The 14,461-nt window shown below is 70.9% G+C and carries 11 protein-coding genes and 1 riboswitch; of the genes, 4 read left to right on the top strand and 7 right to left on the bottom strand.

Annotation, left to right across the window (positions count from 1 at the left end; all coding sequences use genetic code 11):
* Nucleotides 1–53: 53 nt before the first annotated feature.
* From M3E84_RS10950 to M3E84_RS10935, 4 genes are all read right to left on the bottom strand, one after another.
* Nucleotides 54–860 (bottom strand): DUF4870 domain-containing protein, encoded by an 807-nt coding sequence (locus M3E84_RS10950; RefSeq protein ID WP_259896218.1) that lies wholly within the window; start codon nucleotides 858–860, stop codon nucleotides 54–56.
* Between the two features lie 169 nt (nucleotides 861–1,029).
* The gene (locus tag M3E84_RS10945; protein WP_259896216.1) at nucleotides 1,030–2,211 is read right to left on the bottom strand and encodes a cystathionine gamma-synthase; all 1,182 of its coding nucleotides are present in this window, start codon (nucleotides 2,209–2,211) and stop codon (nucleotides 1,030–1,032) included.
* Nucleotides 2,208–3,683, bottom strand: coding sequence for an O-acetylhomoserine aminocarboxypropyltransferase/cysteine synthase family protein (locus M3E84_RS10940; protein WP_259896214.1), 1,476 nt, complete (start codon nucleotides 3,681–3,683; stop codon nucleotides 2,208–2,210). Before M3E84_RS10940 ends, M3E84_RS10945 begins: the two co-directional genes overlap by 4 nt.
* Nucleotides 3,684–3,732: 49 nt before the next feature.
* Nucleotides 3,733–3,842, bottom strand: a riboswitch (SAM riboswitch).
* 35 nt (nucleotides 3,843–3,877) lie between these two features.
* A complete protein-coding gene (locus M3E84_RS10935) occupies nucleotides 3,878–5,209 on the bottom strand; it encodes an acyltransferase (protein WP_259896212.1) in 1,332 nt (443 codons plus the stop codon).
* A 363-nt stretch (nucleotides 5,210–5,572) separates the two neighbouring features.
* Between M3E84_RS10935 and M3E84_RS10930 the strand changes: the two genes are divergently transcribed.
* The 3 genes from M3E84_RS10930 (at nucleotide 5,573) to M3E84_RS10920 (ending at nucleotide 8,676) form a co-directional block, all read left to right on the top strand.
* A complete protein-coding gene (locus tag M3E84_RS10930) occupies nucleotides 5,573–6,010 on the top strand; it encodes a hypothetical protein (protein WP_259896211.1) in 438 nt (145 codons plus the stop codon).
* 219 nt (nucleotides 6,011–6,229) lie between these two features.
* Nucleotides 6,230–7,444, top strand: a complete 1,215-nt coding sequence (locus tag M3E84_RS10925) for an NAD-dependent epimerase/dehydratase family protein (RefSeq protein WP_259896209.1) — start codon at nucleotides 6,230–6,232, stop codon at nucleotides 7,442–7,444.
* A 5-nt stretch (nucleotides 7,445–7,449) separates the two neighbouring features.
* Nucleotides 7,450–8,676, top strand: coding sequence for a glycosyltransferase family 1 protein (locus tag M3E84_RS10920; RefSeq protein WP_259896208.1), 1,227 nt, complete (start codon nucleotides 7,450–7,452; stop codon nucleotides 8,674–8,676).
* Nucleotides 8,677–8,685: 9 nt separating this feature from the next.
* On the opposite strand, the gene M3E84_RS10915 is transcribed toward M3E84_RS10920, so the two are convergent.
* Nucleotides 8,686–10,452 carry an alpha/beta hydrolase gene (locus tag M3E84_RS10915; RefSeq protein WP_259896207.1) on the bottom strand — a complete coding sequence of 589 codons (1,767 nt, stop codon included), beginning with the start codon at nucleotides 10,450–10,452 and terminating at the stop codon, nucleotides 8,686–8,688.
* Nucleotides 10,453–10,622: 170 nt separating this feature from the next.
* On the opposite strand from M3E84_RS10915, the gene M3E84_RS10910 reads away from it, so the two are divergent.
* Nucleotides 10,623–11,621 (top strand): hypothetical protein, encoded by a 999-nt coding sequence (locus M3E84_RS10910; RefSeq protein ID WP_259896205.1) that lies wholly within the window; start codon nucleotides 10,623–10,625, stop codon nucleotides 11,619–11,621.
* 51 nt (nucleotides 11,622–11,672) lie between these two features.
* Here the strand turns inward: M3E84_RS10910 and M3E84_RS10905 are convergent, their stop codons facing one another.
* Both M3E84_RS10905 and M3E84_RS10900 read right to left on the bottom strand, forming a co-directional pair.
* Nucleotides 11,673–12,734 (bottom strand): hemolysin family protein, encoded by a 1,062-nt coding sequence (locus M3E84_RS10905; protein ID WP_259896204.1) that lies wholly within the window; start codon nucleotides 12,732–12,734, stop codon nucleotides 11,673–11,675.
* Nucleotides 12,734–14,212 (bottom strand): hemolysin family protein, encoded by a 1,479-nt coding sequence (locus M3E84_RS10900; RefSeq protein ID WP_259896202.1) that lies wholly within the window; start codon nucleotides 14,210–14,212, stop codon nucleotides 12,734–12,736. The genes M3E84_RS10905 and M3E84_RS10900 overlap by 1 nt, the downstream gene beginning before the upstream one ends.
* Nucleotides 14,213–14,461 lie beyond the last annotated feature (249 nt).

Raw genomic sequence — 14,461 nt, 5'->3', positions numbered from 1 at the left:
CCCCCGGCCGTCGTCGTGGCAGCTCCCGGACCGCGCGAGGCGGCCACCCGGCCTCAGCTGAGGATCGGGATCTGCATGGGGTACTTGTAAGCCTGGCCCTTGCTGGCCTCGATGGCTCCGAGGATGCCGAAGACCACCGAGAGGATGGGCGGGATGATGAGCAGGAACCAGCCGAGCCCCAGGGTCAGGAAGCCCAGCACGAGCAGAGCCAGGCTGAGCGCCAGCATGATCACGTTGAAGTTGAAGGCCCCGGCGGAGGCATTGCGCACGAGCGGATCCCGATCCTTGAAAATGAGCCAGAGGACCAGCGGGGCGAAGAAGCCGATGAGCCCTGCCGACAGCAGGCTCAGCGCCGGGCCCGCCAGATGCGAGATCAGAGCCCAGGTTCGAGCATCTGAGGGGCTCAGCGGCTGCCCTCCCGGCTGGAAGGTGGCCTGCCCGTAATTGCCCTGAGCCGTGTACTGGTATCCGTGGCCGTGCTGCTGGCCGCCGGTGCTCTGATCACCGATGCCCGGCTGCTGAGCGTAGGGCCGGCCCTGTCCGGGCATCTGCTGATGACCGCCGTAGGGCTGGCCGTACGACGGACCCGCTGCCTGCTGCTGGCCGCCGTAGGCCTGGTGCCCCTGCGTGCCATGCCCCGCACCGGCGTGGGGCGGCTGACCATAGGGGCCTTGACCGCCTCCGGGCCGGGGACCCTGGTCGCCGGCCGGAGCGCCGTTGCCGAATGCCGGGGCGGCGTGGGCCTGCCCCATCGAGGACGACGACGGCTGGTCGGCCGCGGTGCCGGCGGCGCCGTCTTTCTCGGTCGAATCACGACGAGACGGATCTGAGGGGGTGTGACGGGGGTCCTGCGAGCTCACGTCAGCTCCTTCGGATGGCACTGGGATGGAACCCGTCCGCTCGACGGATGCCGCTGCCGAGCGGACGGGGCAGTCGGTACCCCGAGTCTAGGCCGAGCTCGACCGCCGGCGCCGGGACGACGACGGACGGGCTCGGCGCAACGACGGCCGCCGCGCGAAGGTGCAGCCATCAGGCCCCGAAGGCTCGCTCCAGATCCTCCAGATGGTCGTCGAGATCCTCGATGCCGACGGAGAGCCGGACCAGATCCACGGGCACCGCCTGCGGTGTGCCGGCCACGGAGCCGTGCGTCATCTCGGAGGGCCAGCAGATCAGCGACTCGACGCCGCCGAGGGAGACGGAGAGCTTGTACATCTGCGTGGACTCCGCGAAGCGACGGGCCGCGGCCTCGCCGCCGCGGAGCCGGAAGGAGACCATGCCGCCGAAGCCGTTCATCTGCCGCGAGGCCAGTTCGTGGCCGGGGTGATCCGGCAGGCCGGGATAGAGCACCTGGGCGACCTCCGGGCGCCCAGTGAGCCACTCGGCGATCCTCCCGGCGGTCTCCTGATGGCGCTGCATGCGCAGCGACAGCGTCTTGAGCCCGCGCGCCGCCAGGAAGCAGTCCTGGGGCCCGGCCACCGCCCCTCCGGCGAACTGCTGGAAGCCCACGAGCTCGGCCAGCGTGCCGCCCGGAGAGAACCCTCCGACCGCCTGGACCTCCCAGGCCCGGTCCGAGACGACGACCGCCCCGCCCAGGACGTCCGAGTGCCCGCCGATGTACTTGGTGGTCGAGTGCACGACGACGTCGGCGCCGAACTCGAGCGGGCGCTGCAGGAACGGCGAGGCGAAGGTGCTGTCGACGATGAGCAGGGCTCCGGCATCCCGGGCGATCTGCGCCAGGCCGGCCAGATCGGCGATGCCCAGCAGCGGATTGGTGGGGGTCTCGACCCAGATCACCCGCGTGCCGTCCTGCACGGCCGCACGGACCGCCTCGAGCGAGGTCACGTCCACGGGGGTGTGCCGGATCTGCCAGGGCGCCAGCACCCGGGTGATCAGCCGGTTGGTGCCTCCGTAGCCGTCGGCGCCCAGCACCACGTGGTCCCCGGGGCGCAGCACCGAGCGCAGCAGCGCATCCTCCGCCGCGATCCCGGAGGCGAACGCGAAGGCCTGCTGCCCGCCCTCGAGCGCGCACAGCTGCTCCTCGAAGGCATTGCGGGTGGGATTGGAGCCGCGGGAGTACTCGTGGCCGTCGCGCAGGACGTTGATGCCGTCCTGGACGAAGGTGGAGGTCTGGTAGACCGGCGGGATGACCGCACCGGTCAGCCGGTCCGGCTCCTGGCCGGCGTGGACGGCGCGCGTGGTGAACCCGCTCATGCCTGCACCTCCTGGCGCTGGTCGCGGCGCGCGCCGCTCGGCTCGTCGGCGCAGCGGTCCTGGCCGGGACCGGGCGAGAAGTCCGCGGCGACATCCGACGACGGCGCCTGCCCTCCGCGGGCGGCCTCGGCCCGCTGCAGCTCGTCGAGCGAGGACTGCAGATCCGCGATCAGGTCATCGACCGCCTCGAGCCCCACGGACAGCCGCAGGGTCTGCCAGCTGATCCCCCCGGCCCTGCGCTGCTCCTCCGAGAGGCGGCAGTGGGTCATGGCCGCCGGATGGGCGATCAGCGAGCGGACATCGCCGATGTTGGCGACCAGCTTGAACAGACGCAGCGAGTCGACGAACTCGGCCACTGCGTCCTCCGAGCACGCGAGCTCGAACCCGAACACGGCGCCCACGCCCAGCGGGAAGTCGCGCTCGGCGATCTCCCGATCGGCGGAGCCCTCGATCAGGGGGTGGTGCACGGAGCGCACCGCCGGATGCGTGCTCAGGAACTCGGCGATGCGAGCGGCGCTGTCCGAGTGGCGGCGCATGCGCAGGTCCAGCGTCTCGAGGCCCTGGATGATCTGGGAGGCGTTGAACGGCGAGAGCGTCAGACCCAGGTCGTGCACGAACTTGGCCCGGCACAGATGCAGGAACGGTGAGCCGCCGCGCAGCTTCTCGCACAGGCTGATCCCGCCCCAGCGCGCTCGCGGCTCGGTGAACTGCGGCCAGCGAGCGGCCTCGGCCTCCCAGTCGAACCGACCGGAGTCGATCACGACGCCGGCCAGCGACGTCCCGTGCCCGCCGAAGAACTTGGTGGCCGAGTGCACGACGATGTCCGCCCCGTGCTCGAAGGGCCGGTACAGGATCGGCGTGGCCAGGGTCGAGTCGACGATCACCGGGATCCCCCGCTCATGGGCGAGGCGGGAGATCGCGTCCAGATCCGCCAGCGTGGCCAGCGGGTTGCCGATGGACTCGAGGAAGAAGCCCCGAGTGTCCTCCGTGATCGCCTCCGACCAGGCCGAGGGGTCAGCGGGATCGACGTAGGTGACGGTCGCGCCGAGATCGGCCAGCGTGTCACCGAGCAGGTCGACGGTGCCGCCGTAGATCTTCTCCGAGACCACCAGGTGCTTGCCGGGGCCCGTGCTGATCAGCGCGAGCAGGGCCGCGGCGACGGCGGACTGCCCCGAGCCCATGGCCACGGCCCCCACTCCGCCCTCGAGATCGGCGACCTTCTGCTCCAGGACGGCGACCGTGGGGTTGCCCGTGCGGGAGTAGGTGAAGCCCGGGGTGGTCTGGGCGAACATGGCGGCGGCAGCCGCGTGGTCCGGGAACTCGAAGGCCGAGGACTGATAGATCGGAACGGGCAGCGTGGCCTGGACAGGGGCGACGGGGGCGCACGGATCGGCTCCGGCCCGGCCGGCATGGATCTGGCGTGTGGCCAGCGAGGTCGAGCTCTTGAGCTCGTCGCAGGGCGAGGACGTCATGAGAGGTGTCTTCCGTGACGGGGTGCTCTTGACCTGCACGTCCCGCCGGAGCTTGTTCGTGCGCTGCGTCAGGTGCAGGCCGCTTCGTCATCCGAACCACCCTTGAACATGGGGTTGGTGCACAGTCGAGTCGGAGCTTGGCGGCTGTGTCTCGTGAAGCTGAGAAGAAGACTAGCACCACACCGAGGCGGCCGTCAGTCCGTCCGGGCAGGCGGGACCAGCAGCAGGACCGCTGCCGCCATGGCCGCCGCGCCGCCGAGAGCCAGCGGGAGGCTGAGCAGGAAGCGGACCTCCAGCACGGCCGCACCGACGACGAGGACGGCCGCCGCGAGCACCCGGACTCCGGAGCATCCGCCCAGGGCCGCCGCGTGCGCGCCGCCCGGGCGACACTGGGGGCCGGGCTCACGGGCGACGATCCGCCCCGCCGCCGTCTCCACGACGCCCAGCGGGCGCACGACCAGCAGGAGCAGCGCCCAGCACAGCAGCCCGATCGGCAGGCGCCACAGCCACCACTGCGCTGAGCCGGGCACCGGGTCCGGGCCGCCGAGCAGCCACCACACCGCCAACACGGCGACGATCACCGGCAGGTGCCACAGGTACAGGGTCGTGGCCCGGGACCCGATGACCCAGGCCACGGCCTGCACGGGACGCCGTCGCATGAGCCGGTCGAGGGCCGGGGTGCACAGCTGCAGGAGACAGGCCTGCGCCGAGCCCAGGGCGATCATGCACAGCGTGGGCGGGTTCAGGGTCGACAGCGCGTCCTCGCCCCACCAGGGCAGTGCCGTCAGGACGATGAGCACCAAGACGCAGAGGGCCATGATCGCCAGCAGCCTGCCTGCGCAGGCGCGGGCGAAGGAGCCGTCGTGGCGGAAGAAGCCGATCTGCTGGATCGCCAGCCAGACCGGAGCGAAGCCGAGCAGGCCCCACCAGGGATTCCCCACTGCGATGCGCAGGGCCTCGATCGCCGCGCACAGCGCCACCAGCACCGCCAGCGTGAGCGCGGGCCGGCGCTCGTGCAGGCCGTGCAGCAGCGGGACGCCGACCACACAGGCGGTGTAGGCGCCGACGAACCACAGGTGCATCCCGAGCCCCTGCAGAGCCATCGAGACCCAGTCGGCAGGCATGCCCGCCAGCGCGGCGAGCGCCCCGAACAGCCCCAGGGCGATCCACACCGCGGTCGCGGGCACGACCAGTCGCAGCAGGCGGGCACGCACCCACGCCGCCCCTGAGACACCCTCGGCCGTCCGGCGCGACCACGAGATCGCCGAGGCGCACCCGCCCACGACGAAGAACAGCGGCATGACCTGCACCCACCACGACACCGGCGCATACCAGGGCGCCTCCATGGGTGCCATGACGCTGCGCAGCTCGCCGGTGCCCGGATCCGTCGTGAGCGTGACCAGCAGGATGTGGAGCACGACCACGGCGATCAGGCAGGCGGCGCGCGCCGCATCCAGCGCGGGATCGCGCCCAGCAGGGATCGTCTGCGCAGCGGGTCGGCCGCGGGAGGTGCTCAGCTCCGTCACGCTTCCGATCGTCACACGGCGGCGGCCTCACAGGGGCTCGAGGGAGGGCTCGGGCGCGCAGCCGCGCGATTGTGACGTCAGCGCGTCTTCTTCCGCAGGGCAGGGGCTTCGGATCCCCCGGAGGCCTTCTGCCGGAAGACCTCCGCTGTTACGGTTACCCAAGAGTCATTTAGATATGGCGGATCGGGCATGCATCCGCCTGGATCCGTGCTGTGCCAGGGCTGAGAATCAGCTCCGCTTCCCCTGGCGGGCCTGTACGCGGCACAGCGGATCGCCTAATCTGGAGTCGGGTCGCACCACGATGACGTCGGAGACCCTTCCCCCGCAATTCCGACGATCAGCGCAGGAGCAGCAGTGACAGTCATGACCACCAGGCTGGGCCGACTGGGATCCCCCCAGCACCGCAAGACGCCTCGCTCCCCCATGTGCGATGAGTGCACCACCGACCTCTACCTCAAGTTCCGGGTCTTCCTTCCCTCCACCCGCAGGCGCAGCCGCATCCCGGGCCTGCGCCGGATCATGGGTCGAGTGCTCAGCTCCGCGATCCGCTCCGGCGGACGCGTCGAGTACTTCTGCCAGAAGTGCGGAACGCAGCAGCGCCATCCCATCCCGGAGGGCTGGGAGCCCACGGCCAGGGGCCTGACCCCGTGCGATGTCCAGGACCTGTCCTCGGTGTACGTCGTCCCCGGCGAGTCCCTGCCCGCAGACGCACTGCGCCAGCAGCTGCTGGGCACCGACCCGGCACCTGCTGTGCGTGCGGAGAAGACCCTGGGCGTCCAGGACAGCAGCCTCCTGGCCTGAACCGCCCCGCGCCGCACACGTCCGGGCCAGATGACACAATCAGGAGGTCCCTTCCTGTGGGCGGCTCGGGCGCACCAGCGCACGGATGCCGCGCGTTCACCGGCGGTTCACGCCGGGGTTGCAGGGTGGACGACAACCTTCTACAGCACCAGCCCTCGCGGCGCGGCATCGTGATCCTCCGATCTCCCGCGCCGACAGGCGCACGGAAACGGAGATGACGTGAAGATTGCGATCCTCGGCGGCGACGGATTCTGCGGCTGGCCTGCCGCCCTGCACCTCTCGGAGCGCGGCCACGACGTCATCATCGTGGACAACATGTCCCGGCGGCGGATCGACGACGAGCTCGGCGCGCAGTCCCTGACCCCGATCCGCCCGCTGGTCGAGCGCCTGCGCGCCTGGACCGAGGTCTCCGGCAAGGTCATCCAGCATCGCCACCTGGATGTCGCCGAGGACTACGAGGGCCTCCTGGGGCTGATCAGCGAGGACCAGCCGGATGCCGTCGTGCACTTCGCGGAGCAGCGGGCCGCGCCGTACTCCATGAAGAGCTCGCGCACCAAGCGCTACACCGTGGACAACAACGTCTCGGCCACGCACAACCTGCTGGCGGCGATCGTCGAATCCGGGCGCGACGTCCACGTGGTCCACCTGGGCACCATGGGCGTCTACGGCTACGGCACCGCCGGCATGAAGATCCCCGAGGGCTACCTCGACGTCGAGATCCCGCACGACGAGCAGGGACCCATCCAGCACCAGATCCTGTACCCGACCAACCCGGGCTCGATCTACCACATGACCAAGTCGCTGGATCAGCTGCTCTTCGCGTTCTACGCCAAGAACGACCAGCTGCGGATCACGGACCTGCACCAGGGCATCATCTGGGGCACCACGACCGCCGAGACCCAGCGCGACGAGCGGCTGATCAACCGCTTCGACTACGACGGCGACTACGGCACGGTGCTCAACCGCTTCCTCATGCAGGCGGCGGTCGGCTACCCGCTGACGGTTCACGGCACCGGCGGGCAGACCCGCGCGTTCATCCATGTCCAGGACATGGTCCGCTGCGTCGAGCTGGCCCTCGAGAACTCCCCGGCCGCCGGCGAGCGCGTCAAGATCCTCAACCAGATGACCGAGACGCACCGCGTCCGCGACCTGGCCGAGCTGATCGCCCGGATCTCCGGGGCCGCCGTGGAGATGGTGCCCAACCCGCGCCAGGAATCGGCCGAGAACGAGCTGCACGTCACCAACGACACCTTCCTGGAGCTCGGCTTGCAGCCCACCACCCTCTCGGAGGGCCTGCTCCACGAGGTCGAGGAGACCGCCAAGCGATACGCCCACCGCGCGGACCTGTCCAAGATCCCGGCTCGCTCGCTGTGGAACCGGCGCACCCAGGCCGGCGTCCCGGCCTCCGTGGCCCACGACTCCCAGGGCAGCTGAGCGGCTTGCGCATCGCGCTGTTCACCGAGGTCTTCCTGCCCAAGATCGACGGTGTCGTCACCCGCATCATGCGGACCATGGAGCAGCTGGAGCAGCTCGGCCACCAGGTCGAGGTCTTCGCTCCGGGGCACCCGCCCACGCAGTACGCCGGGCACCGGGTGCACAGCGTCCGCTCGCTGTCGTTCAAGCCCTGGTACCCCGAGATCAGGGTGGGGCTGCCCACCGGGCGCATCGCGAGTCGGATGGCCGAGTTCGATCCGGACATCGTCCACGCCGTGAACCCGGTGTGGCTGTCGGCCTACGGCGTGCTCTCGGCGCGCCGGCGCAACCTGCCGCTGCTGGCGTCGTTCCACACGGACGTCCCGCACTACACGGAGGCCCTGGGCCTGAACCTGCTGCGCCACCCGTCGGAATCGTGGATCCGGTGGCTGCACAACCAGGCCGAGGTGAACCTGTGCACGTCCGGGCCCATGGTGGACCGAGCCCGCACGGTCGGCATCCAGGACGTCGACCTGTGGCCCAAGGGCGTCGACACCGTCGCCTACACCCCCGACAACGCCGACCGCGCCATGCGCGAACGGCTCAGCGACGGGCACCCCGAGGCCCCGCTGATCGTCTACGTGGGGCGCGTGTCCAAGGAGAAGAACCTCGACGAGCTGCTCGAGCCCATCCGCCGCCTGCCCCAGGCGCGACTGGCGATCGTGGGCTCAGGGCCGCACAAGGAGGCGCTGCAGGAGCAGTTCGCCGGGACGAACACCGTGTTCACCGGGTACATGTCCGGTCTCGAGCTCGCCCAGGCCTACGCCTCCGCGGATGTCTTCGCCTTCCCGTCGCGCTCCGAGACCCTCGGGCTGGTGGCCCTGGAGGCCTTCGCCTCCGGCGTCCCCGTGGTCGGTGCGCGCGCCGGCGGCATCCCCTTCGTGATCGACGAGGGCGTGACCGGGCACCTCGTGGAGCCCGGGGAGGCCGACCAGCTCACCGAGGCCCTGCGAGGCCTGATCGAGGACCCGCAGCGCCGCGCCCGCATGGGACAGGCCGCCCGCGAGGAGGCGCTCAAGCACTCCTGGCGCGCCTCGACCGAGGCCCTGGTGGACTTCTACACCGAGGCGATCGAGCGCCACTGGCGCGATCACGTGCCGGCCGGGCCCATGCTCAAGATCGTGGGCGCGGCCGATCAGCGTGCTCTGCGCATGCCCCCGGCCATCCGGAAGTACACCGACCTGCTGCCCTGAGACCGGGCCTCAGTGGGGCCGCACGCGCGAGGAGATCCGGGCGATGAGGGTCTGCTCCTGATCGGCGCTGAGCTCCACGCCCAGCACCCGGGCCCACGCCCGGACCTGCTCGCCGTGGTAGCTGTGCCCGTGGCCTCCGGGGATCTCGATCGAGCGCGGCATATCGGTGGTGATCTGCCAGAACGTGACCCAGGGCAGCCAGCGCAGGGTGGCGATGACGTCCGGGGCGGGATGGCGGCGCAGCTCGTCGAGCCAGTCGAAGCGACGCCAGATCAGCGCGGGAGACCACCACACCACGGGATCCGAGGCGTGCTGCAGGTACGCGATCCGCGGGTGCCGCCACGGCCCGTGCGGAGCCCCGGAGGGATCCAGGTCCAGGTCCTGCGGCCGATTCGCGAAGCGCACGTGCACCCCGCCGCGGTACACCGGCAGGATCTCAGTGCTGCCCTCGTCGCGATCCGCCACGATCCGCGACCACAGCCGAGTGGCCCGCGGCGTGCCGGACCAGACGGCGCCGTCGAGCGAGGAGAGCATCTCGTGGACGCTGGCGAAGGCACCGTGCCCGCCGTAGGCCCCGAGCGACTCCCCCGCCGCGAACAGCCGGGGCCTCCGTTCAGCGGGCAGGCGCTCGAGCTCCCGGCGCACGCGCTCGAACAGGACACGGCCGGCGCGTCGGGCCCCCTGCCGATCCACGACGAAGGCGAGCCCCGATGGAGCGAACGAGTACTGCAGGGTGGCGCTCGCACAGTCGCCGCCGGTGAGGTACTCGACGGTCGCCGGAGTCCAGTCCTGGATCCACCCCGTCCCCGTCCCGGTGAGCAGCAGGAGCACGCTGCGCTCGAACCCGCCGGTGCGGTGCAGCTCGGCCACCACGGCCTCGGCGGCGTCCTCGAGGCTGTCGTGGGCGATCTTGCCGGCGAAGACCCGGATCGGCTCACGGTGCTGCCCGGAAGCGGTCTGCGGGCTGAGCCGCAGGCGCTCGAGATCCGCCGCCCGCGGCCCGTCGGCCACGAAGGCCTGCCCGTGGGTTCCCAGGACGTCATAGGACTCGCTCGAGCCCGGCCCGCCCGAGCGCTCGGGCTCCGAGGGACGACGGCGGCCGTCGGCCCAGCGACGATTGGCGATCGTGGCGCGTCGGAGCATCCGCCGGGCGATCTGCGCGATCAGCAGCCGGTTGGTCAGCGCCACCGCGCCGAGACCGGCGACCGAGGCCGCACCCGGGCCCACGAGATCGTGCGAGAGGAAGCGCACCCCGCCGGCCACCGTGGAGCGGATCCAGTGCATGACCCAGCCGAAGGCCACGCCTCCGAGCCACCACGATGTGCCCACGGCGTAGCCGATGACGTGGGCTCGCGGGCCGCTGTCGCTGGTCTCGACGAGCTCGGAGGTCCGCCGCTGCGCCCCCGCCGAGCGAGCCAGAGCCGCCGCGGTGACCGCCGACGCCCCGCCGATCATCGCCGCCGTCAGGGGGTGCAGCCGCCCTCGGCGCCGGGCGGGATCCGTGCGGCTGCGGAAGTCTGCGGCCGCACGCCGGATGCCCGGGGTGGGGCGCTCGCCCAGCCGCAGACCGAGGTTGTGCAGGCCCACGCCCAGGGCGTAGCCGCCCAGCTGGTTCGTGGCCACCGAGGCCGCGGTCATCCACCAGGTCCGGGGCACGAGCGACGGCGACAGTGACACCCAGGAGGCCCCCAGGCCCAGCACCAGCCCGGCGCGATTGAACCATGGCTGTCGGATGTCTCCCGGGCGGTGGATCGGAGGGCGGAACGAGTAGCTCACCCGGCCATCCTATGGACCGCGCCCCACCGGAGCGGGTGGCGTAACCTCCGGCCCGGATGCGATGCAATCGACCCAGCTGCCGAGGACTTGCTGACAGACTGCATGTGCACCGCCCTCGACCACAGACGCCTCCCGCACGCGTACGACGCGACTCCACGAAAGGCCCCCGCATGGCCCATCGGCACCTGACCCTCGCACTCGCCGCCCCGCTGCTCGCGGGGCTCCTGGCCGGATGCGGCGCCGATGACAAGTCCGACCGCGAGACGACCGAGGATCCCGCCCAGGCCGGGGAGCCGACCGAGCGCTCGGAGCAGCTGCGCACCGATCTGACCGGCACCTGCCTGGCCGGCGAGGCCGCGGACGGCCAGCAGGCCCCCGAGCTCGCATGGCTCGACCCCTCCCCCGAGGCCTCGGTCAGCGACAGCCTCCAGGGTGCCGTGGACGGCGCCGAGACCGATCTGGGCCTGACGGTCGGTGTGGGGCTCCGGGCAGACGGCGGCGAGTCCACGATCGTGGGAGAGGTCCCTGCCCACCCTTCTGCGAGCCTGTCGAAGGTCCCGGTCTCCCTGACCTACCTCACCACGCTGCGCGAAGCCGGCCAGGAGCCCACCGACCAGGATCTCGCCCTGATCCAGACCGCCCTGGTCTCCAGCGACAACGACGCGGCCTCCCTGCTCTACGCAGGCCTCGGTGCGACCCCGGACGAGCGGCAGTCAGCCCTGCAGGAGATGTACGAGATCCTCGGCGCGGACAACGGGGCCGAGACCGAGTTCCCGGGGCTGAACCCCACGTCGGTCGATGACCAGCTCCGGCTGCTCGCGGCCCTTCAGGATCCGCCCGAGGAGCTGGATCCCGACGATGTCAGCACAGTCACCGAGTACATGGCCGTGCCCGCGCCCGGGCAGCAGTCCCCGGATGCTTCCCAGGCCTTCGGCGTCGGCTCGCTGGCCCTGCCCCTGGAGGATCCGGCCGCGTCCGACGTGCATGTGAAGAACGGCTGGATCGCCGATGAGTCCGGCCTCTGGAGCGCGGGCACGGTGGGCTACGCCACGGTGGAGGACACCGACCTGGAGCTGGTGGTCCTGCTCGACGGCGCCCCCAGCGCCGAGTGCGGCTTCAGCGCCCTGGACGCCATGACCCACGTGGGCATGCGCACGGCCGGGAGCTGACAGCTCCCGGCCGTGCCTCCAGCCCGAGTCCCGCTCGGGTGGCGCGATCGCTCAGACGCCCTCCGGCGAGGTGGCATCGCGGACCTCGCCCACGAGCTCCTCCAGGACGTCCTCCAGCGCCACGATCGCGCGCTGGCCCCCCGCAGCGCCGTCCCCGCTGGACTCCACGAGCGCCAGGTGCGCCTGCGTGGCCTGCATGCGGCGCATGACGGCCTGCAGCTTGGCATCCTCGGGGACCCGTCCCAGAGAGTGCACGATCGAGGCCGGGAAGACCTCGTCGCGCGCCTGAGCCGGCACCGCCAGGATGTCCTTGGTGTGGATGTAGCCCTCCAGGCTGCCGTCGCCGCCGACCACGGGGAAGCGGGAGAAGCCCGTCTCCACGCACAGCTGCTCGATCTGCGCCGGGGTGGCGTCCACGGACACGGTCCGGATCTGCTCGAACGGGATCGCCACGTCCGAGGCGGTCAGCCGCTCGAACTCGAGCGCTCCGGTCAGCAGGCCGATCTCATCGGCATCGAGCAGGCCCTCGCGACCCGACTCCTCCACGAAGCCGGCGACTTCGACCGAGGTGAAGGTGGAGGCCACCTCATCCTTGGGCACGGCGCGCAGCACGTGGCGCACCACCAGGTTGGCGGTCGTGTTCATCAGCCAGATGAACGGGCGCAGCACGATCACGAAGACCCGCAGCACGGGTCCCAGCAGCAGCGCCGAGGCCGCGGGCTGCGCGATCGCGATGTTCTTGGGCACCATCTCGCCGACCACCATGTGCAGGAAGGTGACGATGATCAGCGCGATCACCAGGGCGATCGGATGGATCATGAACTCGGGGATGCCGACAGCCTCGAAGACGGGCTCGATCATGGCCGCGATGGCCGGCTCTCCCACCGAGCCGATGAGCAGCGAGCAGGCCGTGATGCCCAGCTGGGTCGCGGCCAGGGACGTGGAGACGTCCTCGATGCCCTTGAGGGCCATGCGGGCACCGCGGGAGCCGTCCGCAGCACGGGGCTCGAGCTGGTCGCGGCGGGCCGAGACCATGGCGAACTCGGCGCCCACGAAGTAGGCGTTGCCGAGCAGCAGAAGGATCAGGATGAGAATCGCACCGAAGCCCTCCATCAGCTCGCACCTCCGTCCTTGAGCTCGGTGTCGAGGGCGGCGTCCTGATTCTCGGCCATGCCGTCCTCCTCGACCGTCTCGTAGCGGACGGGCTCCTCATCGGGGTCGTCGTCGTCCTCGGGCTCCTGCGGCAGCCGGACCACGACCACGCGCTCGACGCGGTACTGATCCATCTTGGCCACCTTGAGCGAGAGCCGAGCCGGGATGGGGAGGTCGTCCTCGTCCTTGTGCTCGCGGTCGGTGCACTCGAGCTGGACCTGGTCGCCGACCTCCGGCATGCGATCCAGCATCTCGGTGATCAGCCCGCCGATCGTGTCGGACTCGTCGCCCTCGGGGACCTCGAGCTTGACGATGTCGCCGAGTTCATCCGGGCGCAGCAGGCCGGCGACGACGATCGAGCCGTCGCGGCGCCTGCGGTACTTGGCCAGGGTGGTGTCCTGCTCGTCGTCGATCTCGCCGACGATCTCCTCGATCAGGTCCTCGAGCGTCACGATCCCGGCGGTGCCGCCGTACTCGTCGACCACGATCGCCATCTGCAGACCGGGCTGACGCAGCTCGCGCATCAGCGGATCCAGCGTCATGGAGTCGGACACGGCCTCCACAGGGTGGGCGATCTCCCGAGCGGCGATCGTGCGGCGCTGTTCGTAGGGCACCGCCAGCGCGTGCTTGAAGTGCACGACGCCTACGATGTCGTCCACGGACTCGCCGATCACCGGGAATCGGGAGTGGCCTGTGGAGGCGGCGAGCTCGAGCAGCTCGGCCACGGTCTCATCCTCGACGAAGTTCACGCGCGGGCGCGGCGTCATCACATCCGCGGCCGTGCGATCGCCGAACTCGATCGAGCGGGCCACGAGCTCCGCCGTGGCGGCATCGAGTGTGCCCTCCTCCCCGGAGCGGGAGACGACGGCGGCGAGCTCCTGGGAGCTGCGGGCGTTGGCGACCTCCTCGCGGGGGTCGAAGCCCAGCCAGCGCAGGATCTGATTGGCCGAGGCGTTGAGCAGGCTCACCAGCCAGCCGAAGACGAACATGAAGACGTTCTGCGGGCGGACCACGAGGTCCGCGACCTTCGAGGGCTCGGCGATGGCCCAGTTCTTGGGCACCAGCTCGCCGAAGACCATCTGCACGAACGTGACGACGATGAACGCGCCTGTGGTGCCGGCGAAGACGACGACGTGCTCGGGCAGGCCCGTGATGCCGAACAGCGCGCCCAGCAGCACACCCACCGACGGGGCCGTGAGGAAGCCGGCGATGAGGCTCGAGACCGTGATGCCCAGCTGCGCGCCGGAGAGATTCGTGGCGGTGCGGCTCAGGGCCCTGTCCAGGGCGGCGGCCTTGCGGTCTCCCGCCTCGATCCGGGCGCGGATCTCATTGCGATTGATCGTCAGATAGGAGAACTCGACTGCCACGAACAGCGCATTGGCGAGCACCAGCAACAACAGGACGACCAGAAGGACGACGGCTGCGAGGAGGGGGCTCACCTGCACCTCACCGCCTGCATGCCGTTCACGGCTGATTCAGGACAGGACAGGGAGCGGGTCGGGCGCCCGGCGGTGGAACCGCTACTTCGATACTCCGCATCATCCGAGCTCTTGGCCCGGCGGGTATCGGGGGCGCCCCAGATGGTGTCTGAAGGCATGGGACTCAGTGTAAGGGGTCGTGTCACGGGTCGGGGGTTCCTGTGGGCAGCGCCGCAGAGGCGCCCGTCGGCGGCGGCGAAACGCGCCTGC

It is taken from the genome of Kocuria sp. p3-SID1428 (assembly GCF_025149945.1).
GTDB lineage: Bacteria > Actinomycetota > Actinomycetes > Actinomycetales > Micrococcaceae > Kocuria.
This window is presented reverse-complemented; position numbering and strand designations above follow the sequence as displayed.

Bases quoted from the DNA above. Each gene is read 5' to 3' on its own strand.
- M3E84_RS10930 (WP_259896211.1), top strand. From the start codon at position 5,573: ATGACCACCAGGCTGGGCCGACTGGGATCCCCCCAGCACCGCAAGACG.
- M3E84_RS10910 (WP_259896205.1), top strand. From the start codon at position 10,623: ATGGCCCATCGGCACCTGACCCTCGCACTCGCCGCCCCGCTGCTCGCG.
- M3E84_RS10940 (WP_259896214.1), bottom strand. From the start codon at position 3,683: ATGACGTCCTCGCCCTGCGACGAGCTCAAGAGCTCGACCTCGCTGGCC.
- M3E84_RS10945 (WP_259896216.1), bottom strand. From the start codon at position 2,211: ATGAGCGGGTTCACCACGCGCGCCGTCCACGCCGGCCAGGAGCCGGAC.
- M3E84_RS10905 (WP_259896204.1), bottom strand. From the start codon at position 12,734: ATGGAGGGCTTCGGTGCGATTCTCATCCTGATCCTTCTGCTGCTCGGC.